Annotated in this window: 20 protein-coding genes; 3 read left to right on the top strand and 17 right to left on the bottom strand. The window is 36.0% G+C overall.

Annotation, left to right across the window (positions count from 1 at the left end; all coding sequences use genetic code 11):
- The first annotated feature begins 38 nt into the window (after positions 1–38).
- Positions 39–491, top strand: coding sequence for an OsmC family protein (locus BLE01S_RS10370; RefSeq protein ID WP_066141231.1), 453 nt, complete (start codon positions 39–41; stop codon positions 489–491).
- Positions 492–591: 100 nt separating this feature from the next.
- On the opposite strand, the gene BLE01S_RS10365 is transcribed toward BLE01S_RS10370, so the two are convergent.
- The 9 genes from BLE01S_RS10365 to BLE01S_RS10325 form a co-directional block, all read right to left on the bottom strand.
- Positions 592–1,101, bottom strand: a complete 510-nt coding sequence (locus BLE01S_RS10365) for an AAA family ATPase (RefSeq protein ID WP_066141224.1) — start codon at positions 1,099–1,101, stop codon at positions 592–594.
- Positions 1,102–1,182: 81 nt separating this feature from the next.
- Complete coding sequence (locus BLE01S_RS10360; RefSeq protein WP_066141221.1) at positions 1,183–2,268, bottom strand: Gfo/Idh/MocA family protein; 1,086 nt, start codon at positions 2,266–2,268, stop codon at positions 1,183–1,185.
- A gap of 193 nt (positions 2,269–2,461) precedes the next feature.
- Positions 2,462–3,622 (bottom strand): multiple monosaccharide ABC transporter permease, encoded by a 1,161-nt coding sequence (mmsB, locus tag BLE01S_RS10355; RefSeq protein ID WP_066141218.1) that lies wholly within the window; start codon positions 3,620–3,622, stop codon positions 2,462–2,464.
- Positions 3,623–3,628: 6 nt separating this feature from the next.
- Positions 3,629–5,152: a multiple monosaccharide ABC transporter ATP-binding protein gene (mmsA, locus tag BLE01S_RS10350; RefSeq protein ID WP_066142200.1), complete on the bottom strand. Its 1,524-nt coding sequence runs from the start codon at positions 5,150–5,152 to the stop codon at positions 3,629–3,631.
- Between the two features lie 139 nt (positions 5,153–5,291).
- Positions 5,292–6,362, bottom strand: coding sequence for a multiple monosaccharide ABC transporter substrate-binding protein (gene chvE / locus BLE01S_RS10345; RefSeq protein WP_066141215.1), 1,071 nt, complete (start codon positions 6,360–6,362; stop codon positions 5,292–5,294).
- A 629-nt stretch (positions 6,363–6,991) separates the two neighbouring features.
- Entirely contained in the window at positions 6,992–8,563 is a 1,572-nt protein-coding gene (locus BLE01S_RS10340) for a response regulator (RefSeq protein ID WP_066141212.1), read from the bottom strand.
- On the bottom strand, positions 8,556–9,998 hold the full coding sequence (locus BLE01S_RS10335; protein WP_066141207.1) for a sensor histidine kinase: 1,443 nt from the start codon (positions 9,996–9,998) through the stop codon (positions 8,556–8,558). Before BLE01S_RS10335 ends, BLE01S_RS10340 begins: the two co-directional genes overlap by 8 nt.
- Positions 9,999–10,015: 17 nt before the next feature.
- Positions 10,016–10,993, bottom strand: a complete 978-nt coding sequence (locus BLE01S_RS10330; protein WP_066141205.1) for a sugar-binding protein — start codon at positions 10,991–10,993, stop codon at positions 10,016–10,018.
- Positions 10,994–11,193: 200 nt separating this feature from the next.
- On the bottom strand, positions 11,194–11,517 hold the full coding sequence (locus BLE01S_RS10325; RefSeq protein ID WP_066141201.1) for a hypothetical protein: 324 nt from the start codon (positions 11,515–11,517) through the stop codon (positions 11,194–11,196).
- Between the two features lie 205 nt (positions 11,518–11,722).
- Here BLE01S_RS10325 and BLE01S_RS10320 point away from each other — a divergent pair, with 205 nt between their 5' ends.
- Both BLE01S_RS10320 and BLE01S_RS10315 read left to right on the top strand, forming a co-directional pair.
- Positions 11,723–13,615 carry a BglG family transcription antiterminator gene (locus BLE01S_RS10320; protein ID WP_066141197.1) on the top strand — a complete coding sequence of 631 codons (1,893 nt, stop codon included), beginning with the start codon at positions 11,723–11,725 and terminating at the stop codon, positions 13,613–13,615.
- A gap of 628 nt (positions 13,616–14,243) precedes the next feature.
- Complete coding sequence (locus BLE01S_RS10315; RefSeq protein ID WP_066141192.1) at positions 14,244–16,175, top strand: PTS fructose transporter subunit IIABC; 1,932 nt, start codon at positions 14,244–14,246, stop codon at positions 16,173–16,175.
- A gap of 106 nt (positions 16,176–16,281) precedes the next feature.
- Here the strand turns inward: BLE01S_RS10315 and BLE01S_RS10310 are convergent, their stop codons facing one another.
- The 8 genes from BLE01S_RS10310 to BLE01S_RS10275 all read right to left on the bottom strand — a co-directional run bounded on the left by BLE01S_RS10310 (position 16,282) and on the right by BLE01S_RS10275 (position 25,959).
- Positions 16,282–17,115 carry a hypothetical protein gene (locus BLE01S_RS10310; RefSeq protein WP_066141189.1) on the bottom strand — a complete coding sequence of 278 codons (834 nt, stop codon included), beginning with the start codon at positions 17,113–17,115 and terminating at the stop codon, positions 16,282–16,284.
- Between the two features lie 15 nt (positions 17,116–17,130).
- Entirely contained in the window at positions 17,131–18,246 is a 1,116-nt protein-coding gene (locus tag BLE01S_RS10305) for an ABC transporter substrate-binding protein (protein ID WP_066141185.1), read from the bottom strand.
- Positions 18,247–18,297: 51 nt separating this feature from the next.
- Entirely contained in the window at positions 18,298–19,956 is a 1,659-nt protein-coding gene (locus tag BLE01S_RS10300; RefSeq protein ID WP_066141182.1) for an ABC transporter permease, read from the bottom strand.
- Positions 19,943–21,046: an ABC transporter ATP-binding protein gene (locus BLE01S_RS10295; protein WP_197713561.1), complete on the bottom strand. Its 1,104-nt coding sequence runs from the start codon at positions 21,044–21,046 to the stop codon at positions 19,943–19,945. Before BLE01S_RS10295 ends, BLE01S_RS10300 begins: the two co-directional genes overlap by 14 nt.
- 71 nt (positions 21,047–21,117) lie before the next feature.
- On the bottom strand, positions 21,118–22,143 hold the full coding sequence (locus tag BLE01S_RS10290) for an ABC transporter substrate-binding protein (protein WP_066141179.1): 1,026 nt from the start codon (positions 22,141–22,143) through the stop codon (positions 21,118–21,120).
- Positions 22,144–22,432: 289 nt separating this feature from the next.
- Positions 22,433–23,530, bottom strand: coding sequence for a response regulator (locus tag BLE01S_RS10285; RefSeq protein WP_066141174.1), 1,098 nt, complete (start codon positions 23,528–23,530; stop codon positions 22,433–22,435).
- A gap of 2 nt (positions 23,531–23,532) precedes the next feature.
- Positions 23,533–25,308 carry a cache domain-containing sensor histidine kinase gene (locus BLE01S_RS10280; RefSeq protein WP_066141172.1) on the bottom strand — a complete coding sequence of 592 codons (1,776 nt, stop codon included), beginning with the start codon at positions 25,306–25,308 and terminating at the stop codon, positions 23,533–23,535.
- 33 nt (positions 25,309–25,341) lie between these two features.
- Positions 25,342–25,959, bottom strand: coding sequence for an NUDIX hydrolase (locus BLE01S_RS10275; RefSeq protein WP_197713583.1), 618 nt, complete (start codon positions 25,957–25,959; stop codon positions 25,342–25,344).
- Positions 25,960–26,026: the final 67 nt, after the last annotated feature.

The following is a 26,026-nucleotide window of genomic DNA, read 5'->3' as shown; positions in this document are numbered from 1 at the left end:
CAAACCATATTACTATGAATTGAAAAGGGATGAGTGAAATGTCAATCGGTCAATTATTAAATGTAGAAACAAGCGGTGTTTGGAAAGGGGGTCTAAAAACATCCATAGCTATTCGAAATTTCGAACCTTTTATCGTCGATGAGCCGAAAAGCCTTGGTGGTACAGATGAAGGAGCAAATCCAGTTGAATTTGTTTTAGCCGGATTATCTAGCTGCACTTCGATCATGATTGCAATTATCGCTAAGGAACAAAAATTCACTTATGAAGCTGCTGAATTTAAAAATGCCGGTGAAATTGATTTACAAGGATTAATGGGCGTGGAAGGGGTATCTCCGCATTTTCAATCTGTTAATTTTGATGTTATTGTGAAGACGAATGAAAGTGAAGCAAGATTACAGGAATTAAAAACTGCCGTTGAAAAAAGATGTCCTGTTATGAATTTGTTATTAGATGCTGGTGTACCAGTTACCTCTAATTGGATCAAGGCTTAAAATTGAAAAATAGCATGGGCGTAATCAAAGCGTCCATGCTCGATCATGGCCAGCTTTTCCATGAATTTAAACGTAATTGAAGCTCTTTTTTCCACACGAATTACTTTGGCAAGCTAAACTTTGGAAGCTCAATTATATCTTTCGCAATGTCTGCCGGTTCTTTACCTGTAGTATCATAAAGGTAAGGCTGATTAAACGATGTCTCATTCTCAAGTTGATTTAGCAAAAATAAAGAACGCTCAATCATATATACATCACCGCGTTTGTTAATCCTCTCTACTAATAATTCTTCATCCGCTCGCAAAACGATATATTTAAAACTCACGTTCATATACTGAAAATGCCTACAAAACCACTCTAATTCATCCTCCACAACAATGTCGATAATGACGTTGAAATCATGTTGAATGAGATTGTTTGTCACAGCAAGTATATTTTTCCACATGATTGCTAACTTTTCATCCCAAGGGGGTGAAGAGCGATCATCAAATAAGTGTAAAAGATCATCCCCATGAATAAGCGCACTTTTCGGAACCTGTTTTGCAAGCTCTTTAGCAGCGGTAGACTTGCCGACTCCACATGGTCCAGATATGATATAAATTGTTTGCATCTCCTAGTAGTCACCTCCTAAGTGAATTCTCATTAAATATCTTAATCCCTGCAGATACTCTGCAGGGATTAAGTCTAGCTCTTACACTTCCGGTATAACAATCTCCACTTCTCTTCCTAGTTCTGAGGATCTCAAAATACCATCAATAATCGCTTGATTGATGAGGATCTCCTCTCCTGGAATAGGAGCAACCTTATCTGTTTGGATTGCTTTAACGAAAGCACGCACTTTTTCATAGAAAATATCAAAGTTATGTTGTTGTACAGGAATAACGCTTTCAGTATGGTGGTTAAGCACATCATGGAAAAGTGTGATCGAACCAATACCTCCATCCCATACTCCACTCCATGGACCACTTCCAGCTGGTGTCAACTTTAGTCCAGCATCCGTTCCTAAAAAGAGTGTTGGTCCTAATGAATCCATGTGCATCGCCCATGAGATTTTAAAATTAAGTACCTTTCCGCCTTCAAGACGAACCATTGCTACACCGAAATCCTCCACTTCAAACTTATCCGCTTCTGGGTGGTATGTAGGATTTGTGCCAAAATGGTTGGATGTATAGGCAGATACACTTAAAGGTTTTGGATAACCGATTGCATTTAGGGCTAAGTCCAGTGAGTAACAACCAATATCAGCCATTGCGCCTGCACCAGCTAATTCTTTATTAATAAATGTTCCCCCAGGCATCCCTCTTCTTCGACCACCGCCTGCTTGTATATAATAAACATCACCCAATTGTCCAGATTGCACAATTTCCTTAACCGCTTTCATATTTGGGTCATATCTAGGTTGAAATCCAACCGTTAACATTCTATCAGCTTTCTTTCCTTCTTGAACCATTTCAATGCTTTGTTCAAGCGTTACAGCAAGTGGTTTTTCCACTAACACATGTTTCCCAGCTCGCAATGAATCGATACTCGTTCTATGGTGAGCAACATTTGGTGTACAAACACTTACCCCATCTAAATCTAATTCCAATAAATGCAAATGGTTATCAAAGGCTTTTGCCTCCGTTAACTCTAAATTTCGCACAAATTCCTCTGCCTTACCAGGTACTACATCTGCTACTGCAACGATCTCCACATCAGGCATTTGCTTGTACGCTCTAGCATGAGCTTGCGCAATGCCACCGCTTCCAATAATTCCAATCTTTACTTTACTAGACATTATATACTCCCCAACTTCCCTTATTTACTTAACGCTTCGAATCCTACTAATCTTCTTCACTTAAAAGATAGGAAGCGTACTGTGATTTTATCTCAATTGATCGTTATATGTCCAGCGTATATTTCCACTATTATAATATTACTCTAAAAAAGCTATTTTAAGGAATGACACTCAAAATAGCTACTTAAGTCTCTTAAGATTTCTTTTTATTAATAATATCAAAAGCTACCGCAACGAGTAAAACCAACCCTTTAATCGCTTGCTGCCAATCGATTCCTAACCCTTTAATGGACATTCCGTTATTCATTACGCCCATAACGAGACCTCCAACAACTGCGCCGATTACAGTTCCCACCCCACCATATGCAGATGCACCACCAATAAAGACAGCGGCAATCGCATCTAATTCAAACAAATTCCCGGCTCTAGGCGTTGCGGCATTTAAACGGGCAGCAAAAATTAATCCTGATAATGCAGCTAATACCCCCATGTTTACAAAAACTCCGAAAGTAACGCGCTTCGTTTTCACTCCTGAAAGCGATGCTGCTTTCAAGTTTCCACCTACAGCATATATATGTCGCCCAACGATTGTTTTTTTCATTACGAACGTGTAAAAAGCAATGAGAATGAATAAGATCACTAGAATATTTGGAATTCCCCTATACGAGGCTAGGACAAATGTAAATATATTCACTACTGCTAAAATACCGATAATTTTCGCATAAAATAATCCTATTGGTAAGCTGTTAAACTGATATTTTATTTGATTTTTTCTATTTCTAAATTCTAGACCAACCAACACTAGCGAAATAATTACCCCAATGATAATGGATAAAACATGTATACCGTCCCCTTTAAATGGATCTGGTAAAAATCCTGTACTAATTTTCTGAAACGCCTCTGGGTAAGGTGCAATCGATTGACCTTGCATGACAACTAAGGTCAACCCTCGAAACAAGAGCATCCCTGCCAAAGTAACGATAAATGCAGGTATCCCTACATATGCCACCCAAAATCCTTGCCATGCACCAACCACAGCACCTAATAATAGGCAAGCAATAATAGTGATAATTGGGTTTAATTGCATATCAATCATCATGATTGCCGAAATAGCTCCCACAAAGGCTGCAATCGAGCCTACCGATAAATCAATATGACCTGTGATAATGACTAGCACCATGCCTACTGCAAGCACTAAAATATAGCTATTTTGGAGTATAAGATTAGTTATATTAAGTGGCTTTAATAATGTACCTCCAGTGATTATTTGAAAAAAGATAACGATAATGACTAAAGCAATGATCATACTGTACTGTCTCATATTATTTTTCATTAAAGAATTAATTGATTTCATGCTTGATTACCCCTTACTATTTGTCATATACTTCATCAGCGTTTCTTGAGTCGCATTTTCCTGACTTACTTCGCCTGTGATTTCGCCTTCACTCATGACATAAATTCTGTCACACATGCCAATAATCTCAGGAAGTTCAGAAGAAATGATTAATATTCCTTTTCCTTGATCGGCTAATTGATTAATAATCGTGTAAATTTCATACTTTGCCCCAACATCAATTCCACGTGTTGGTTCATCTAAGATGAGGAGATCCGGCTCTGAAAACATCCATTTACTCAATACAACCTTTTGCTGATTACCACCGCTTAAATTCCCAACTGTTTGAGTTACTGTCGGTGTTTTTATGTTCATCCTTTTTCGGTAATTTTCAGCTTCCGCATACTCCTCGTACTCATTAATCACTTGCCTTTTTGTAATCTTCTCTAATTTAGCAAGTGTAATATTTTGTTTAATATCATCCATCAAAATCAATCCGTATTCTTTACGATCCTCACTTACATAAGCGATACCTTGATTAATTGCTTTCGATACATCCGTTAATTGCACCTGTTTACCATCTTTAATGACTTCTCCACTAATCTTTTTTCCATATGACTTTCCAAAAATGCTCATGGCAAGTTCTGTTCGTCCCGCACCCATTAACCCAGCAATACCAACAATCTCTCCCCTTTTGACATGAAAATTTATGTCTTTAGCAATTTGCCGGTCACCATGAAGTGGGTGATACGCATTCCAATTCTTCACTTCAAAAAATATTTCCCCAATATTCGGCTTTCTATCTGGATAACGATTAGATAAACTTCTACCAACCATCCCTCTAATAATCCGGTCTTCTGTAATGTCAGCTGTACCAATTGTTTCAATTGATTGCCCATCACGAATAATCGTTACCGAATTTGCGACTTTTTTAATTTCATTTAATTTATGAGATATAATGATTGCTGTAATTCCTTGTTTTCTCAATTCTAGTAAAAGCTCGAGCAAATTTTCACTATCATTTTCATTCAATGCCGCTGTCGGTTCATCTAAAATTAGTAGCTTTACATCTTTAGATAAGGCTTTGGCGATTTCAACAAGTTGTTGCTTACCAACACCAATATCACTAATCAAAGTATCAGGTGATTCATTAAGTCCGACTTTTTTTAAAAGCTCAATTGTTTTACGTTTTGTTTCGTTCCAGTCAATAACACCTTTATTCGCTTGTTCGTTTCCAAGAAATATATTCTCCGCGATCGATAATTCGGGTATTAACGCAAGTTCTTGATGGATAATAACAATACCCAATTGTTCACTTTGACGAATATCCTTAAATTCACATCTTTTATTTTGAAAAAGAATATCGCCCTCATATGTTCCAAATGGATACACACCACTCAACACTTTCATTAAGGTAGATTTACCTGCACCATTTTCACCGCAAAGTGCATGAATCTCTCCCTGGATAACTTGTAAGCTAACATCATCAAGTGCTTTTACACCTGGGAATTCTTTCGTGATGTTTTTCATTTCTAATATGACCTGTTTCATCATCTTTTCACCACACCTTTTTAATAAAAGATTTAGCAGCAACGTTCTGCCACTAAATCTAGATTAGACCCACAAGATGAAAGCTCATCTTGTGAGCCCAGTCCATACATCGCTAAGCGGTTGCTTGCGCTTTTCTTTATTACTTCACTTCTTCTTCTGTGTAATAACCGCCATCAATGATTATCTCTTCGTAGTTATTGATATCTACTAAAATAGGTTCTAGCAAATAGGATGGTACAACTTTTTTCCCGTTATCATATGTTTCTGTATCATTTACTTCTGCTTCTTCACCTTTTAAAACTGCATTCACCATTTCAACAGCTTTTTTTGCCAATTCCCTTGTATCTTTAAATACAGTTGCTGTTTGTTCGCCAGCTACAATCGATTTTACAGACGCTAACTCTGCATCTTGACCTGTGACAATTGGCAATTCTTTATAACCGATATTTTTTAATGCCGATATAACCCCAATACTAATTCCGTCAAATGGAGATAAAACGGCATCCACTTCTTCGTCTGTATAGTAAGTACTTAATAAATTATCCATTCTCGCCTGTGCAAGTGCTGCATCCCAACGCATTGTTGAGACCTTATCCATGCCCATCTGACCACTTTTCACAACTAGCTTTCCTTCATCGATATATGGTTGTAATACAGATAATGCGCCATCATAGAAGAAATATGCGTTATTATCATCTGGAGATCCGCCGAATAATTCGATATTAAATGGACCCGCTTCGTTTTCTAAATCTAAAGCATCAGCAATATATGTCCCTTGTAAAACACCAACTTGAAAATTATCGAATGTCGCATAATAGCTAACGTATTCACTGCCTTTAATCAAACGATCATAGGCTATAACCTCAATACCTTCATCATGAGCTTTATTAAGCACATCCGTTAATGCCTCACCATCAATTGAAGCGATTACAAGTACATCAACACCTTGTGTAATCATATTCTCAATTTGTGAAACCTGATTCTCTACAACATCTTCTGCATATTGCAAAACAGTTTTATAGCCTAAACTTTTAAATTCCTTTACCATATTCTCCCCGTCATGTACCCATCTTTCGGAGGATTTGGTCGGCATCGCTATACCAACGAAACCAGCTTCCCCACTTCCACCACCAGCAGACTCTTTATCTCCACAGGCAGTCATTACAGCTAAAAATAATACGGATATAATGATTAATAGCATTTTCTTCATCTTAGCTTCCCCCTATATACTTTATATGCCTCTAATTATAGTAGTTTTGGTAGCGCTTTATATCTGTACATTTTTACGATCTTCTGCATTTCCTAGTCCTTTTATTAGATTCCAATTGTTGTAGAAATAAAACTAGCATTATTTCATTTTGAACTGGATTATTTTGCTGCTTCAACATTATTAAGAACAATAAAAAAGCAACCTCAGAGTATGTATCGTAAGGTTGCAGCCATCGTATGTGTGTGCATGTTCTTGAAAGAAGCATTTTACCTAATATGATGAATCGGTGTAACGCCAATTCATCATAGGGTGATTCAGTTACAGCAAAAAGGCTCTAGGGAAAAGGAAAACCAAGTTGATTGAAGCATGAGCGGCGACTTCGAGGGGATCAGCATGACAGGTGAGATCCCGCAGGAGTGTAGCGACGAGGAAGCTCACCGCATGCCCCCGGGAAGCGACATCCTGAAGCGGAAATCAACGATGATCCACTCTTACACTCACTTAATTTAATATTTGAGAAAACACTTGACTCCAGGTAAAAAAGCGCCCGCATAGAGCGCAAATCAACGGTATTAATAGATCCTAGCATGAGGAGGTCCTTTTCAGTGCCCTCTTAGTAGATAGATGTTTCAGCTAGATGAAAGTACTTCCTGTCGATATTCACTTGGAGAAAAACCAGTCATCTTTTTAAAAACACGACTAAAATAATTTGGATCGTTATATCCAACAGCATAACAAATTTCCTTTATATTCTTTTCATGGGTATGCATTAATTCCTTCGCCCGCTCTACCCTTATATCCGTTAAATAGTCGATAAAAGATCTACCTGTTCTTATTTTAAACATTTTACTAAAATAATGTGGACTCAGATGAACCATTTCTCCTACCTCTTCAAGCGTGATTGGTTTATGATAATTTTTCTCCATATATTCCTTTGTGATCATGATGACATCTTTTTTATGTGTATGGTACATGGATTGAATTGATTGTGTAACATGAAGCAATTCCTCTTTTGTCTTTTGATGCAATTCTAATAAATTTGTAGTATGAAGATAATTATTAGTAGTTTGAAAATGCTGCTCTATATTAATCATTTGCCTATTCAATACAATATTAAACTCAGTTAATTTTTGCTTTATGCCCTCTAATGAATGATTACAATACTTCTCAATTGCATAAAAGTAGGTATCAAAAAGTTGGATACATTCTTCTTTCTCCCCCGTGGTAATTGCCTCAAGAAGGCGGTTTTCTAGCTGATATGGATAACTGTTTGCTTCCGTTCTCTCCCTCACAACTTGACTATAATAAACAATAGAATTTGAGCTGGTAGAAGTAGTCAAAGCATAGATAGCTTCATGATAAGAATGTACAAATGATTCGATTTCATCATACGCTGTGCCAATTCCTATTTTCACGTCATTGCCAGGAAATCGTTTTCTAAACGATGCAACAATTCCTCTTCCGCAAAGCAATGCTCGTCTTCTAATTGTATGTGTATCTATTCGCTCATCCCTTTTTAACTGAATGAGCACTGGCAAACGATTATGCCCAATTGTTCCAATAAAACTTCTGTAAAAAGATTGTTCCAATTCCCTTTGAATAAGATCAGTAAATGTCTTTACATCTCCTTCTTCTTTATTGAAATCGAACACCATCGCAAAACTTTTTTTCTCAAAATCTTGCTCCCATCCATCCTGGAGATCCAATATGCCTCCTTCGTCTATTTCACCCATTAATAATGAGGTAATTACTTTTGATTGAACGATCGACAATGCCCTTCGATAATTATCAATTAAAGTAATTTCCTCACGACGTTTGTTTCGTGAATTATTAACTTCGTTCATTACACTTTCAAGTGATGTTAGTACTTCCTCTTGGGTGCTCGGTTTCAATAAATATTCAGTGACCCCAATTTTCATTACTTCCCTTGCATATTCAAAAGTATCAAAAGCTGTCACCATAATAAATTTAGTGTCACTATTCCTATTTTTTATTTTTTGTGCAGCTTCTATCCCATTAATTCCAGGCATTTTAATATCCATGAAAATGATATCTGGCCGAAATTCCTCGGCAATCATGATGGCAGTTCTTCCATTCTCTGCCTCTTTGATCTCCACATTTTCTTGATACTCATCGCATATCGTTTTCCGAAGTGATTTCCGCTCGATTCTTTCATCATCAACAATCATTATTTTAATCATGGAATACCCCCACAGGTTGATCTGATAATTTGATTTTAATCGTAGTCCCTTGTCCTACTTCAGAAAAAACAGAAAAGACTTGATCACTTTGGTAATACATCTCTAATCTTTTCATCACATTATTTATACCAATCCCCGTGGAATGACCTTCAGATGTTGGTATTCTATCTAATGAGCGATCCATCAATACTTTCATCCTATGTTCGTCAATGCCTATCCCATTGTCACGAATAAGGACGATCACACTCCCCTTTTCTGAATATGCTTCAATCTCTATTTTCCCTTGTTTTTCAAACGGTTCAATCCCATGAATAAATGCGTTCTCTACAAGAGGTTGTAAAGTAAGAATGGGCATTTGTACTGCCAAACATTCTTCGGGTATGTTGATAGAGAATTGTACTCTCTCCTCAAACCTCGTTTTTTGGATAAAAAAATACTCTTTCACAATATTAATTTCATCTAATAGTCTCACTGGTTTTTCAATATGACTTAAGTTATATCGCAATAATTTTGAAAGGGATGTAATTAACTTTGATATATGATCTGAACCTTCAAGATATGCCGACTTTGCAATAGTATTAAGGGTATTAAATAAAAAGTGCGGATTAATTTGACTCTGTAAACTTTTCAATTCCATTTCTTTTAACAACTTTTCCTGCTCTGATTTATCTTTTATTTGCCGAACGAGATAATCAAGTTCACCCCGCATCTGATTAAATGTATGCGTCAAAAAGCCAAGCTCATCTTTTCTTGAAGACCTTATATCTTTTCCGTCCAGTTTTCCTTTTGCTATCTCCCTTGCAGTTGAGGTTAACTGATAAATCGGCTTAGTGATACTATTACTAAATAAATATGCGAATAAAAATCCAGTTAAAAACGTGCCTAGAAACATAGCGATCCCCATCGAGTTCATATAACTATTTCTCTTACTCATCGCTCCATAAAAAGAATGTAAATCCGTCAATTCATTATTTAACAATAGCAATGTTTCCTCTTGTATGAATCCTAGCAGTTTTAATGCTTCTCTTTGTTGCATCGAATAGGATTCAATATCACCTTTCGAGAAATTTCTAATCGCTAAATCATTTTCTTGTACAAGGCTATCTACCATATTTTTATAATTACTAAGAACCGTGTTATTTTGATTACTCTCTAATCTTGTTTCTACTTTTTCATTAAAGGAAATTAACTTTGAACGGTGATCATTATAATCGTCTAAATCACTGCTTCTATTAGAATTTAAGTACAGGTTCATAGATTCATAAGAATCATTTGTAGATTTTGATATATTGTTCAATATAAAAAAGCGATTAAGAATATGATCATATTGTTTAATCGTTTGCTTGTGGGAATAAAATAAAAAGATCGATAAACTGTTTAAAACAATAAATAATAGAATAAAAAATACCATTAATTTAGTCTTTATTTTATACATTTCAGCATCCGCCTAACCTATTGATCTATGACATCTTCTTTCCGCAAAATATGGATATCTGTATAATATGTAGATTTAATCTCCTTCCCTTTCATCAAATCAAGTAAAAGCATGAGACTTTTATAGCCCATATCATATGGCTGCTGCTGAAAAATCGTATGAATCCGATCATCTTTCATTAACTTCACCGTTTCTTCTAAATCATCAAATGTATATACTCGAACAGGCAACTGTGGTTTCACTATATCTAAACCACCAACAATACCAATCCCATCTCGAGCACTCGTTCCATAAATAACATTGATTGTTGGATAATCCCTCAACATCTGATACGTCTTTTCGGTCCCCTGAATACTAGTTAAATTAGAACTTTCAATCGCCAATACCTCGATTTTAGGATTTGATTCGACTGCATCTAAAAAACCCTGTACCCTTCTTTCGTGTTGATTTGATTGAAAGCTGCCTGTAATAATCCCTACATTGGCAGAATCCTTCGTTTCCTCCATTACCGTAAGGCCAGCTATATAGCCTGCTTGATAATTATCTGTTCCAACATATGAAATACGATTACTATTTTCCAAATCGGTATCAACCGTAATAACAGGAATCCCTTTATCCAATGCTTTTTGGATAACAGGTTCAAACTCCGCGTTAGATAGACCTTGCGTTAATATACCATCTACCTTTGAAGCGATTGCCTTCTCAATCAGTTTAATATGTTCATTAATATCCGTTTGCTGCGTCCCTATATATTCAAGAGAAACATTGCTTTTCTTAGCGACGTCTCGAGCTCCCTTTAGTAAATCAGAAAAATAAGGGTTATCCATTTCTTGAACAATAAGAACAAAATGAAAATCTGGTTCCACTATTTTTTCTGTAGGATCTGTCGAAACATTATAATGAAGCGCATTCATAAAATAAAAACAAGTAAATCCGATTGATATAAGAATACCTAATATTAAAATAATTGGAATGACATTTACTTTTTTTAGCATTCAATCACCACTGATACCTTATTTACTAGATTCTATTTTATCACAGGATGATAAGAAGAAAGACAGACTATTCATGAATATTGATATAGATAAAAAGATAATATTGCTTGAGGGGTTATCAAATGATTGTTTGAGGAAATGTAAGAGGCACATAATAAAAGTAAGAGCCCAATCAATGAGTATTGGGCTCTTACTTTTTATTAAGACACTGCTTGGTTACCTGAAATGATGCCTCTGCTTTTAAGTTCAGCTTCTGCCTGTTCATCAGCAGGACGATATCCTTTTTCTAGTAGATCTTTTATGTAAATATTATTATAAATAAAAGAAAATATAATACCTGGAATCCAACCACCAAAACCAAATGTAATTAAGCCGATAGCAACCGAAGATACAAACATGATCGCAGCCCACTTCAAATCGCCTCTAAATAAAGCCGGGAAAAAACCAAAGAAAAAAGTAGTCCAACTGAATCCAATTTTAACGTCTTTTACAACTCCAGCATCGTTTCTTAATTTAACTCTCATTATGTCATCCCCCTTTCTTCACCTGAAAATTCATTCTCCCCTAGTATACTATAAAGATTAATAATATTTAATATATTTTCAAACTGTTTAAATATTGTGATTTCCACAGGCGCAAAAGCTCTCCATTAGTACATAGTACAATGTACATGTATAATAATAACTAATAATCAATTATTGACAGATAAAAATAAGGGGGGTGTGATGAGTGAATGTACGCCAGTTTGAGTTAATAAAAATATTATTAACAAGTACTGAACGCTATGCATTAGTTGATCAGTTAGCAGAGAAAGTTGGATGCTCAGAAAAAACAGTGCGAAATGATCTAAAGGATATAACTGATTTTTTTGTGGCATATTCCAATATTCGCCTCCATCGAAAACCAGGCCGCGGTATTTTTTTACAGGGGACAGAAGTGGATCGTCAACAAGTATTGGATTTGTTACAAGCAAAATGGGAAAAATCGAGTGAAGAGCGAATCTTCGATATAGCTTACGAATTATTAACGGCTCAGCACCCCCTTACACTCCAACAATTTGCGGACAAACATTTTACAAATAAAACAACGGTAAAAAAAGACCTAGATATCATCGCTGATTGGTTACTAGCTTTCGAAATCAATCTTTATTCTAAACAAAAAGTCGGAGTATTTCTTGATGGAGCGGAAACAAAAAGACGTAGTGCTATGGCGCATCTTCCACAACTTGCTAGCAATCATGATTATGAACAAACCTCCATTACCCGTTTATTTCCAGAGCAAGAGGTAAACATCGTGAAAACTGTATTAAACCGAGCTGATTTTTCTTATACAGATGAAACATTCGACCGTTTAGTCATTCATATTTTAATTATGATTAAACGAATCAAACAAAAAAGTCCTATTCAACTTCCTAAGCAAAACATGGAAATAACGGAAAAAGCAGAATTTAAACAAGCCAAACAATTAATGTTGGAAATTGAGCCATTCTTTGCGATCCGCATTCCTGACAGCGAAATTATTTACTTAGCTTGGCATTTAATAAGCGGTAAAAAAAGGACAGCAGACGAAATAGAGAACCCTTTCTTAGAAAAGTTAGTTACGAAACTTATTGAGCAAATGACACAGTTAACAAAAATTGATTTCACTTCTGACATTACACTATTTCAAGGACTCTCTGTTCATTTAGAACCAGTATTGAATCGGCTTTCTTATCAGTTACCGATTAAAAATCCATTGTTAACTGAAATTAAAAAGATGTATCCTTATATGTTCAGCATGGTGATTTTAACGCTTGAAAGATGTAGCGAGTTATTTTCTATGATGCTTCCAGAAGATGAAGCGGCCTATATTGTTCTTCATTTCCAGGCTTCTGTAGAGCGCAGAAAGCGTATGGTATCACAGAAAAAGCGAGCAATTATCGTTTGTCATCTTGGAATTGGTATGTCTCATTTATTAAGATCAAGAATTGAGCGCCAAATTTCAGATTTGCAGATTGAACATTGCGTTAGCAGAGCTGATTTAAATAAATTTGCTTCAACAGATTTTGATATGATCATCTCTACTATCGATTTGCCAAATGTATCAGCACCACATATTGTTATCTCTCCTTTATTTGATTCGGCTGACCAAGATCGCTTACAAGCCTTTATTAAAAATGAAGGAATAAATAAACATACTCAACATCAGTATGCTACTCTGCTTCATTTTATAGATGATGATTCTATTTTTTTACAAGTTGATCAAAAGCATCGCTACGAGATTGTTGAATTACTGGCAACTTCTTTACATGATCGTGGCTTTGTCAAAAGGGAATATATCCATAGCGCACTTTTGAGAGAAAGAATGTCAGCAACTTCGATTGGATCCTCGATTGCAATTCCACATGGAAACCCATCAGATATTCTTCATTCTGGAATTGCTGTAGCCACTTTAAAAGAACCGATTGAATGGGGAAAGGAACAAGTATCTCTTGTATTTTTACTTGCTGTTGTTCATGAAGAACAACAAGTAATTAAGCAACTCTTTAATGAAATATCCCTGTTAAGTGAACAAAGTGAGCTAGTTAAAGAACTCTCGAAACAAACGAAATTAGATAGCTTTTTAAATAAATTACCAAAATAGCAAGTAGTTATACCACCTATCCTCTCCATACTAATTGAAAGAAATAGTGGCCGCTTATTTCCCTACATTTCCTCCACTATTTCCTTCATCTCGTTCGAGGGATAACAGTAACACCCGCTTGTCGAATAACCTTATATATAATAAACTGAACGATTTTAAATATAAAAGAATATGTCGATTTCCTGGGAAATATAATTTATTATTGTGCTATTCAAATAAACTCATTTTCCAATCATACTTTATGTGACACGGGTGTAGAATTCCTAACTGTTAGTAGCCAGTGATGCAGTTGCCTAATGATTTAGCATCTGCATCATTCCATTTGCTTTCAGTTTAGACGTGTCATCCTTTTGATAAAATTAGTCGCAAAAATCCTTCCTTTATCAGCTAACTTCCTTTAGACTAACTTCTGCCATCGTTTTTTCTTCTTTAAGTTTGATCGCTTCAATAGAAAGTCTGCTTCATTTCTTCCACTAATTTTTGCTCCGCCCTTTCGTTATCACATTGCACCTTCAGATCAATATATTCTTTTTACCGGAACTTACGGTAAAAAGAAAAATATATACATAATCCTTTTGGTATAAGATGAATGTAGTCATTTAATACTATGAATAAGGAGGACTTATATATGAAGATCTTAGCTGTAACCGCTTGCCCTGTTGGCATCGCTCACACATACATGGCAGCAGAAAACTTGCAAAAGGCCGGGGAAAAACTTGGCGTCGATATAAAAGTAGAAACACAAGGATCTACCGGTGTTGAAAACGCACTCACAGATCAAGATATTCAAGAAGCAGATGGTATTATTATCGCAGCAGATAAAACGGTTGATAAAGAACGTTTTGCTGGAAAGCGCGTCATTGTTACAGGGGTACAAGACGGTATTCGCCGCTCTGAAGAACTAATTAATAAATTTAATGCTGGTGATGTGCCGGTATTTAAACCAGAACAACGTTCCATTGATGATACGAAAAAAGATAGAGCTTCGAAACAAAATCCAATTTATCGTCACTTGATGAATGGTGTATCTTACATGATCCCGTTTATTGTTATCGGTGGTCTTTTAATTGCAATTGCTTTGACTCTAGGCGGAGAAAAAACACCGGGTGGTATTGTTATTCCTGAAGATTCTATCTGGAAAACAATCGAAAGTCTTGGTGGCGCTGCTTTCACATTTATGATCCCTATTTTAGCTGGGTTTATTGCCGTTAGTATCGCAGACAGACCCGGACTTGCGCCTGGGATGATTGGCGGTTTCATTGCAGCCAACGGTAGTTTTTACGGAAGTGAAGCAGGAGCGGGATTCATTGGTGGTATTATCGCAGGTTTCCTTGCTGGTTATGTTGCACTTGGGATTAAAAAGATCAAAGTACCAAAAGCACTTCTACCAATCATGCCAATTATTATCATCCCTATTTTCGCTACGTTAATTGTCGGATTGGCTTTTATTTATATCATTGGCGCTCCTGTTGCAGGAGTATTTGAAGCGTTAACTACTTGGCTTGCTGGTATGCAAGGAACGAGCTCTATTTTACTCGCAATTATACTTGGAGCAATGATTTCCTTTGATATGGGCGGTCCATTTAATAAAGTTGCATTCTTATTCGGATCAGCAATGATTGTCGAAGGTAACTATGAAATCATGGGACCAATTGCAGTAGCCATTTGTATTCCACCAATTGGAATGGGATTAGCTACATTTTTAAACAAAAAGAAATATCAAAAAGCTGAACAAGAAACAGGAAAAGCATCATTCACGATGGGATTATTCGGTATTACAGAAGGTGCTATCCCCTTTGCCGCACAAGATCCACTTCGAGTAATTCCAAGTATTATGGTTGGTTCTATCGTTGGGTCAGTTATTGCGATGATCGGAAACGTTGGCGATAGAGTTGCTCATGGTGGTCCAATTGTTGCAGCCCTTGGTGCAGTTGATAATGTGCTTATGTTCTTCATTGCAGCAATTGTCGGGGTATTTGTAACAGCATTTATGGTAAACTTTTTGAAGAAAGATGTTAATCCTGAGCCAGCAATAGCTGGGGGTGCGCCAATTCCTGAACATGTGGAAGCAGAAAAGGAATCTGCACCAACTGAAAAAGAAATTCATAAATTAACAGATATCACAAATGAACAATTAATCGATGTAAACTTAAGTGGTACAACTCGTGATGATGTCATCGATGAGATGATTGAAAAACTATATGCAAATAATGTTCTTGATTCAAAAGAAGCTTTTAAAGAAGCAATCTTAAATCGGGAAGCACAAAGTACGACTGGTATCGGTACGAACATTGCTATTCCACACGGCAAATCAAATGCTGTAAAACGCCCTGCAGTCGTATTCGGACTTCAACGCGATGGGGTTGATTGGAAAAGCTTTGACGGTACAGACGCTAAAATTATCTTTATGATTGCTGTACCTGAACAAAACGCCGGAGATGAACATTTGAAAATCTTACAAATGCTCTCTCGTAAGTTAATGGACGATACATTTAGAAACGATCTTTTATCTGTGAAAACAACAGAAGAAGCATATCAATTGCTAGATACAATTCAATAAAACCAAAACTGCCTGACAGCATTTAAATGCTGTCAGGCAGTTTTTTTACTATCAGGGATTAAATTAGTATTTACACCCACCAATTTTGCAATTATGGCTATTGTTTTTATGCAATTTCAAACTTAATATATGTTCGATCATCAAAGGAAAGATGTCCTTTTTGTAGTCCTTTAGCAGATTTAAACTGGCGAAAGCAAAGCGGATCTGTTTGAAGCAAATGCTGTAATTCACTTTCTGTTTCGTTCAATGTCGTTTTCAACATAGGGTAGCCATCTGATGCTAGGATGATTGTTTTCGCATCTTTTGGTACTTGAATCGTTTTTACTCTTGAAAAATCAACATCGAATCCATTGATTACCTCAAACCCAAACTGACTGTCTCTATCATTTTGCAAATAATACTGCAGTTGAATTAATGTCTTGATATAATCCCATCCTGTATCATGCTCAAGCAGGTCTTCTATTGTTTTCCCTTTTTTAATTTCAGCTTCGAGAAATAACGCCCTTGCATTAGCTGTAATATCATCAATTTGTTTTTCATTTGTATGGAGTTGTCCATCGATCATACACTGGGAATCACCTAATTGCCAAACCTCTTGATAATAATGGCTATAGCAAATTAAGCACGCTGTAGGCGCCATCCAAGCACACTTCTTAATGTCATCTAAAATACCATATTCCTCATATAATATTTGCAAATTTTTATTTATGTCAGCAATTAACTCTTGTAATGTCACATCCATTCTAGCTTCTAGAATCACACGTTGAATTACTTCTGCTGCAAGTCTGCCAGGTGCTTTCCCATGTATTAAATTACCGGTTATGTTCGTTGCACCATCTATAACTGCTACAAAATGATCGTTTACCACATATAAATCTTCACATATTTCCGGAATACCCAATTTCCCTTGATTAAATAGTTCTAGCACTGAAATTGTCATACAGTTCATCAACACCTATTCTTTATTTTCATTTGCATGCAAGATCATCTTCCACTCCACTTCATCGTCTTTACGTAAAAATTGCCCTTCGGCTTTCAAACTTTCAATCAGCATCTTCTGGTAGCCAGGAAAGTGGCGATAAAAATTATGAAATTTTTCATTTTTTATTAACCGCATATTAGCAGGTATTAGCGACTGCTCCATTGCTAATGTCTTCAACTGATCCTCTTCTTGAATATAACGAAGAAACTGTCTTGTATAATCTGATGGAACCTTTTCATTTTTTAAAATTACAATTCCATTTCCATTCGGAATGATATTTTCGGGCGCTACTGGAAATAGGCGCATGCTCCACTTAAATCTACTACCAATTAATTTTTCAATTAACTGCATCTTACCTGAAGAGCTAAGTAGGACTGCACCCTCGCCATTCACAAATTGAGTTAATGCCATATGGTTCATATGAAGAAGAATCTCTTCATATTCATCGATTAGCGAAGCAACAGTTTTTTCAGATCCCTCATTTAAATTCTCTATATACCATGGATATAAGTTATCTGCATTGATAGCCCACTTTACATTTGGATGCTCTAACTTTTCCCCCATTTCAAGCAATTTAGAGAAACTGTTTATATTTTCTAATGAGACCTTATCATGTGATAATATTGCATCATTCGCATATAAAATTGGTATTTCATAGTTGAGTGGGATTGCCCATAAAACATCGTCAAGTAAAAAACGTTTTGCAATGGATTTCGGCATCGCTACCTGGAATTCCGTCGTTAAATATTCATCCATGGGTAAAATCGCATCTGATTCTATTAGTGGAGCAATACCATACCACGAAGGAATTTCAGCAATATCGGGAGAATTTCCTGCAGATTGGGCCGCATAGAGCTCTTCCAATAATATTGTTGAGTTTTTCAAAAGTTTTTTCACAACTCGTACATCTGGATTCTCTTTTTCAAATTGATCTGCAATCTTTAATAATCCCGGTGAATATGCCCAAAATGTAATCCGTTCTTTATTTACCATTTGATGTTCATTCACATTTTCCGGTTTTAAAGTATAGAGGAAAAATACACATAGAAAAACAATGATCAAACTAATGATACTCAACCACTTTTTCAATGTGTCCCCTCCTTACTTTAGCAGTTTAACGCAACGGGGGTCAGCCCCCCGTTAAATAGATACGCCCTTTTTCCCTGAAATAATGGTAACAATTATGAGTGAAATAATTGTGCTTAAAGACAAAATTGATGCTAGCGCTGCCGCTGTGCCAAAATTTGCTGTGAAGACTTCACTATATATTGCAACAGTAATCGTTGCAGTCGAACCCGCATATAAAACGATCGTTGAGCTCAATTCATTAATCGTTGTAACCCAACTTAAAATCGCCCCAGATAAAACGCCTGGAATCATCAAAACAGCTGTAGTTTTAAAAAATGTCTTCATCGGAGGCACTCCAAGGCTAATTGATGCCTCTTCTACACTCTTATCAATTTGGTATAATATCGCCGTGCTTGACCTCATCGTATATGGTAGTTTCCTAATAAAATAGGCTATCACCAAGATAATCCATGTTCCTGTTAATTCTAATGGCGGCTTGTTAAAAGCTATAATTAAACTGATTCCGAGCACGGTTCCTGGTATAACGTAAGGAATCATAATTAGCGCGTCCAAGAGCGAACTTAGTTTAGAACTCCTCCTGACAACGACATAAGATAATAATAAACCTGCGATTAACATGAATGCAATTGCCACACTGGCATAAGTAAACGTATTGACGATCGCTTTTGGTACTCGATACAATACTTCGCGATAGCTATCTAAACTAAACTGACTCGTGAACACTGGTCCATTTGTCTTTAGAAATGAGGTTGTTATGACTGTCGCTTGTGGAATAATTGATACGCCAACGACGATAAAAACGTAGGTCATAGCCAAGAATTTTTGAAATGGTTTTAACTTAATGATAGCAGGTGGTCTCATCGAACTCATCGTAAATGTTTTACGAGAAACTAAATATCGCTGTAAAAACAAAATACTCGTACTAACAGCCAATAATATCATACTTAAAGTACTTGCCATTGCAGGGTTAGAACCCATTTCACTAATAAATTGTTCGTAAGCTAGAATTGGTAATACTTTAATCCCTTGCCCCATCAACATTGGTGTACCAAAGTCAGCAAAGGAAGCCATAAATACCATGAGAGCACCTGTAGACAAAGTAGGGAAAATTAGTGGAATCGTCACGGTTTTTAATTTTTCCCAGCGTGTGCTTCCTAAACTTTCCGCAGCTTCTTCTAATGATGAGTCAATTGTTTTTAATGCTCCGGACACATACAGATAAATATGCGGATAAAATTGGATTGTAAACACCCAGATCATACCATGCAATCCATAAATCGATTTTGTATTTAAGCCAATACCATGAAAAAACCTTGTTAAAAACCCATTATTACCAAGCATTAAAATCCAAGAATATGCTCCAATAAAAGGTGGAGAGAGCAATGTTAAAATAATTAAAATATGAATGGTTTTCTTAAAAGGAATATCAAACCTAGCCATAATATAAGCCATTGGCAACCCTAAACAAATAGCAAAAATCGTCGCTAATGAACATACAATTAAACTATTAGTTAGAGAACTATAATAATACTTTAATGAAAAAAAGTCTTTATATGTTTCTAATGTAAACTTTCCTTCTTGAATAAAGCTATTAATAAAAATATTAAATAACGGGTAAATTAAAAATAAAAGTACTAATAGAAAAGCGGCAATCGTAACGAAGTTCCAGAAATCCCATTGAAATAACTTTTTGCGTTTAGGCGTTGCCATGGAGATTCAGCGCCTCCTCTCCACTTTCCGAATAAATAATTGCCTCCTCTGGATTTATATAAAATTCAATTTTCTCTCCTTCATTCATCAAATCGCGATAACTAATAGCATGCTCATGTATACTTACAGACTTACCAGATGCTAATTCTACTGTGTACTCTACTTTTTCACCTAGAAACATTGTTTCCTTGATCATCCCTTGCAGAAATACGCCCGCCAGCTTTGTTTCAGGCTTTTTCATTTTAATTTGTTCTGGTCTGACACTATAAATTACTTTTCCTTCATATGATTGATTAATAGAAACTGGGTACTCCACTCCTTCCACTTTTACTACAGACTCCCCTGCTACTCGTTGAACGAGTTCTCCATCTAAAAAATTTGTCGTTCCAATAAAATTGGCAACAAATTTATTTCTCGGTCTTAAATATATTTCATATGGTTTCCCAATTTGCTGGATTTCCCCATTATTTAAAACTGCGATTCGATCGGAAACTGCTAATGCTTCTTCTTGATCATGTGTTACATATACAGTTGTAATATGAAGTCGTTTTTGCAGTTCCCGAATATCTGAGCGCATTTTCAAACGTAATTTGGCATCCAGATTAGATAAGGGCTCATCCATTAATAACAATCCAGGGTGAATAACAATGGCACGGGCTAATGCAATACGCTGTTGTTGTCCACCACTCATTTGTGATGGTTGGCGATCTTTTAAATGGGCAAGTTCTACCATTTCCAGTGCTTCCATCACTCGTCTCTGAATCTCTTGCTTCTTTACCTTACGTGCTTTTAAACCATAAGCAACATTATCAAACACAGACATATGCGGAAAAATAGCATAACTCTGGAATACCATCCCTATATTTCTATTATGTGCTGGCAAATCATTAATACATTTCTCGCCAAAATAAATATCTCCTTCATCTTGCCGATAAAACCCTGCTAGCGCTCGTAATAAAGTCGTTTTCCCACACCCACTTGGGCCAAGTAAGGTAAAAAATTCTCCTTCTTCAATATGAATGTCAGCATTATTAATTGCCTTCATCTCACCAAAATACTTTGTTACTCTATCTATTCGAACGTCTGTCACAATAATTTCCTCCTATCAAAGAAAGAACCGCTGTAAAAAACGATTCTTCTTTTTCAATTCAAATATTTACGCTATTTTCCAATAATTAAATCTTGGAACTTTTTCATTACATCATCTTGGTTTTCTGAAGCCCAATTAAAATCATAGTCAACTAAAGGAATTTCTTTAGAAGTAATTAACCCTTCTGGCGCTTCTACATCATCAAGAATAGAGCGTCTATTAAATTCTTTTACGATAATCTCTTGGACATCTTTACTTGCTAAAAAGTCCAAAAATTTCTGGGCATTTTCTTTGTTCTTTGCTCCTTTTATTAATGCCATTCCATCAGGTACAGATGATGTTCCTTCCGTTGGATATGTCACATCCACATTTGCGCCGCCAGAAATATAGCGATAGGCTGCTTCTTCTAACGTAATACCAAGAGGGAATTCCCCATCTGCTACACCTTTAAATACCATGCTTGATCCACCTAAAATTTTTCCATCTAGGTGATCCACAAACTTACTCACGAAATCCCATCCGTCTTTTCCATCATCCTTATTCGCAAATAACATCGTAACAAGTTGTGTATAGGAAGATCCTGATTTCGCTGGATCGGCAAATGCAATTTTCCCTTTCCATTTTGGATCGAGTAAATCGCTCCAAGACTTTGGAACCTCGTCTTCTTTCACCAAATCTTTGTTATACATAATTACCATCGGCAAGGCAGAAAAACCAGTCCATGCCCCATCGGCACTCTTGTAGATATCAGCAATGTCTGCATCATTTTCCACTTTATATGGCTCAAAGTTGTCTGTAAAAGCGGCTAAGGATTCTGCTCCGCCTCCCCAAAACACATCGCCCAATGCTTTATTGGACTCTGCCTTTACGCGGTTTAGCAACTCACCTGTCCCACCTGTTACAAGCTCCACTTCGATTTTCGTTCTATCCTGGAACTCTTTTACAATCGGATTAATAATTTCAGCTTGGTGTGGCGAATACACGGTTACTTTTGTTGAAGATTTCCCTTCGCTCTCTTTCTCTTCCTCCTTATTTCCACATGCTGCAATTGTCAGAACAAGTAGGGCTATAAGCATCAGAGATAATATTCTTTTCAATTTCCTCAACCCCTTCTTTATATTTCTTTTCTAACTAAATTATATCCGCATACAGAAAGCGATTACAACGGGACGTAATTTCTTAAATGTTTAAATTATTTCATGACAGTATAGCAGAAACGCTCCTCGTACAAATAAGGCCCCACTGATATGAAGTAAGGAACATTAGAATTTATTGACTCATTGTAGGAGAATTTTGACTTTGCTTGTCTCTGCGAACTGGAGACAATAAGTAAAATGGAAAGATTAATATATCATCTCGTCCCCTAAAATAAAAAAGACGTTCAAATTAATGAACATCTCTATGTTTTTTCTTATAAGAAGATGGCGTCATCCCAGTATGCCTTTTAAATATTTGACTGAAATAACGTTGATCCAAATAACCTACTGAGGTACTGACCTCATTCGTTTTTAGCGATGAATATACTAATAAATCCTTTGCCTTTGTTATCCGAAAATCTGTTACATATTCAATAAAATTTTTCCCTGTATGCTGCTTGAAAATCCTACTAAAATAGCTATCGGATATATAATAACTATTAGCAAGGTCTTGTAAAGAGATCGCTTCTCGGTAATTGTCTTTAATATATTGAATAACTTCTTCCACGTTAATCGGTGAAGCATGTTCCGTATATAATCCTCCTTTTATTTCGCTTAATGTATGTTGACTTTTAATCGTCAACGCCTGCTTATATAAATGATGAAAATCTTCGGGGTGGCTGGAAATAGAACTACAACCACCTACTATGCCTCTTTCGGTAAATAACTCATGCAATTGGTTAAAATAAGTCTTTTTTATATTTGCTTCTTCCACAAATATAATTCCTTCACAGGATTGAGCTAATAGAGGATGCACGCCATCTATTACCGGAATCTGAACAGCTTGTTCACTTTTCCAACAAATAAATGCATACTCACCCTTTGCTAATAATTGTTCGAATTTAGTATGATCATACTTGATCTCTCCTTGGATAACTTTGAAAAGATAATGAGTGAGCTGTTCACTTTCTTCCTTTTTCACATCGAGTAATAGCCGTTCCACAATCTGAATTAATTCATCCTCAACAATTGGTTTTAATATATAATCATTCGCACCAATTTTGAGTGCACTTTGTGCATACTCAAACTCTCCAAATCCTGAAATAATAATCGTCTTCAAACGAGGAGCTAGTTCTTTTGCTTGCTGAATTAATTCAATCCCATCAATCCCAGGCATTCTAATATCTGTTAACAAAATATGGGGCATAGCTTTTTTTACTAATTCAAGTGCCTCCAAACCGTCAGCTGCCATACCGACTACATCAATCCCCTTTTCCTCCCAATTAATACCACAACGAAGACTTTCTCGGATCAGCCATTCATCATCAGCAATAACCATCCTCATCATGATCATTTCTCCTTCAGTATCGGTAATTTCATTATAATGGTTGTTCCAGTATCCTTCTCACTATCAACCGTTAATCCATAATTATCTCCGAAGTATAACGATATCCTTTTCATCACATTTTCCAAACCAATTCCCGATTCTCCTGCTGTCTCTGTGTGATGAAGTAGTCTATTTACATATGCTAATTTCTCTACACTCATGCCAATCCCATCATCCTTAATCTCCACATATAAAAAAGCATTCCGAGAAAAAATACGAATCAATAGTTTTCCTTTGCCCACCTTTGTTTCCAATCCATGAATAATCGCATTTTCTACAATTGGCTGAATTAGCAACGGAGGAATAAATAAGTGTTTCGTTGATTCATCTACGGTAAAAATAATAGTGATTTTTTCGCGAAATCTGACTTCCTGTATATATAAATAACGTTCTAGTAATGATAAATCTTCCTCTAATCGCACAAGTTCACTATCTTTTTTAATGGAATAACGCATCATTTCTCCTAAGGAAATAGCTAATTCGCTAATCGTTCGCACCCCTTTGATCTTTGCAATGGCGCTCATCGTTTCCAGTGTATTATAGAGAAAGTGAGGATTGATTTGTGCGCGTAATGTTTGTATTTCAGCTTTCTGCAGACGGTTCTTTTTTTCTAGGCTATCCTTAATAGAGGTTTTCAGTTTAATAATCATTTTATTAAAATTTCGTCCAAGATCACTAATTTCATCTTGGAATTTTGCTTGAAAACGAACATCTAGATTTCCGCTCTCTACTTTTTTCATGATCTTATTTAATCTGTTGACTGGTGTTGTAATAGTAAGCGAGAAAAAATAAGATAGCCAAACAGCTACAATAAAACCGATAATAATTAATAATATGGTTAAAAATCTAATGGAACGACCACTTTTCACAATATTGTTCTCCGGTAAAAAGGTCGCAATTTTATAATTGGTTTCTTCATTCGTATCAAAAATAGTAATATATTTTTTCTCATTCCAATTTGTATCAAAAAAGCCACTTTGGCTACCCATAATATTATCCATAGACTCATGGCGCATTCTCGTACCAATCGTGGTCTTGCTTGGAAAGCCTGAAATAACATACCCTTCTGCATCTAAGAGGAATAGCTGATTTTGTGTATCTTCATAGTCAGATTGATAGAGCTCCGCAATCGAAGTTTCTAATATATCAATCACCAGATAACCAATGGTCTCTTCATTTTGAGGACTTTTGATTAATCTTCCAACACGCAGTACCACCTCCTGCTCACCAGTATGCTTAATCGTATAATGCGTATCCCATACTGCTGCCCCCTTTCCTTCTTCTGCCTTTCTAAATATGCCCCAATTTGCTTGAATATCGCTATATTCTAATGGTAAATAATCTCCTGTAAAATAACGATCGCCATTAAAACCAAGAATATATAGATTGATATCCCATGTTTTTGTACCTAAAACAGAGTCAAATAACGTTTCTATTTGTTTGAAGTCCTGATACTTTTCTAAATTCGTTCGCGATTCCGGCTTTTCTAACACACTATGTACCACATCAGAACGATAAATATAATTACTTAACTGTTCAATATCCCGAGAAAAAAAAGCTAGATTTTTATTAATCTGTGTTAATTTTCCCATGATCCCTTTACTCACTTGTTCCTTCACCATTTTAGAAGAAACTTGATAAGTAAATATCCCCAAAAACAGGAGAGGTATAAGTGTGATTGCCGAAAAAAACAGCATCAATTTTGTATGAAGCTTTAAACTCATTAACTTTTTTATCATTTATATCACCAGCTTCATTTGTCATGAATCTTGCTAGTCAAATATCGTTTCTTTAAGAGGATCTTCTAAAAATTGAAACAATAAATCCATTTGAGTTTCTGTATTTCGATTTTGCGATAATGGTGGCAGCTCATCTTTTGCGAAAAACCCAATATCATTTGTTTCTACACCAATATCTGCCTTCCCACCGATAATTTCACATAGAATAAATATTTTATAATAATGATAGGCTTGCGGCGGATGCGGGTGTTTGTACGAATCAAGAAGTGCCAATATTCTTTTCGAAACAACCTCATACCCTGACTCCTCCTTGACTTCTTTCACGACGTTTTCTGATGGAGAAATACCAATATCACAAAATCCTCCAGGTAGCGCCCAATGCTGATCATAATTTTCACGTACCATCAGAATTTTATTATCTTGAAAAATAACTGCTCGAACATCTACTTTAGGCGTTTGATAACCTGTTTCATTAGCAAATAACTCCGTAAGCTTTTCCATTTCAACTTCCGTGTGCTCCGCCATAATTTCCAAACTTATTTTTCTAAGCTCCTCAAAGCGCTCAATATCATACACATCTTTAGAAAAGGCAATACCCGCCTGAGCAATAGACTGAATTCTTTTGGACCATTCAAGCCACTTTTCCATTATATTCACTCCTCATTTAATAAATCGTTTTCATTTTGGTTTTTCGTTTGAAGAAGAAGCATCCCCTGTC

Origin of the sequence: Lederbergia lenta NBRC 16444 (assembly GCF_001591545.1) — a bacterium.
Lineage (GTDB): Bacteria > Bacillota > Bacilli > Bacillales > Bacillaceae_C > Lederbergia > Lederbergia lenta.
The sequence above is the reverse complement of the archived record's forward strand: the minus strand, read 5'-3'. Positions and strand labels throughout refer to the sequence as shown.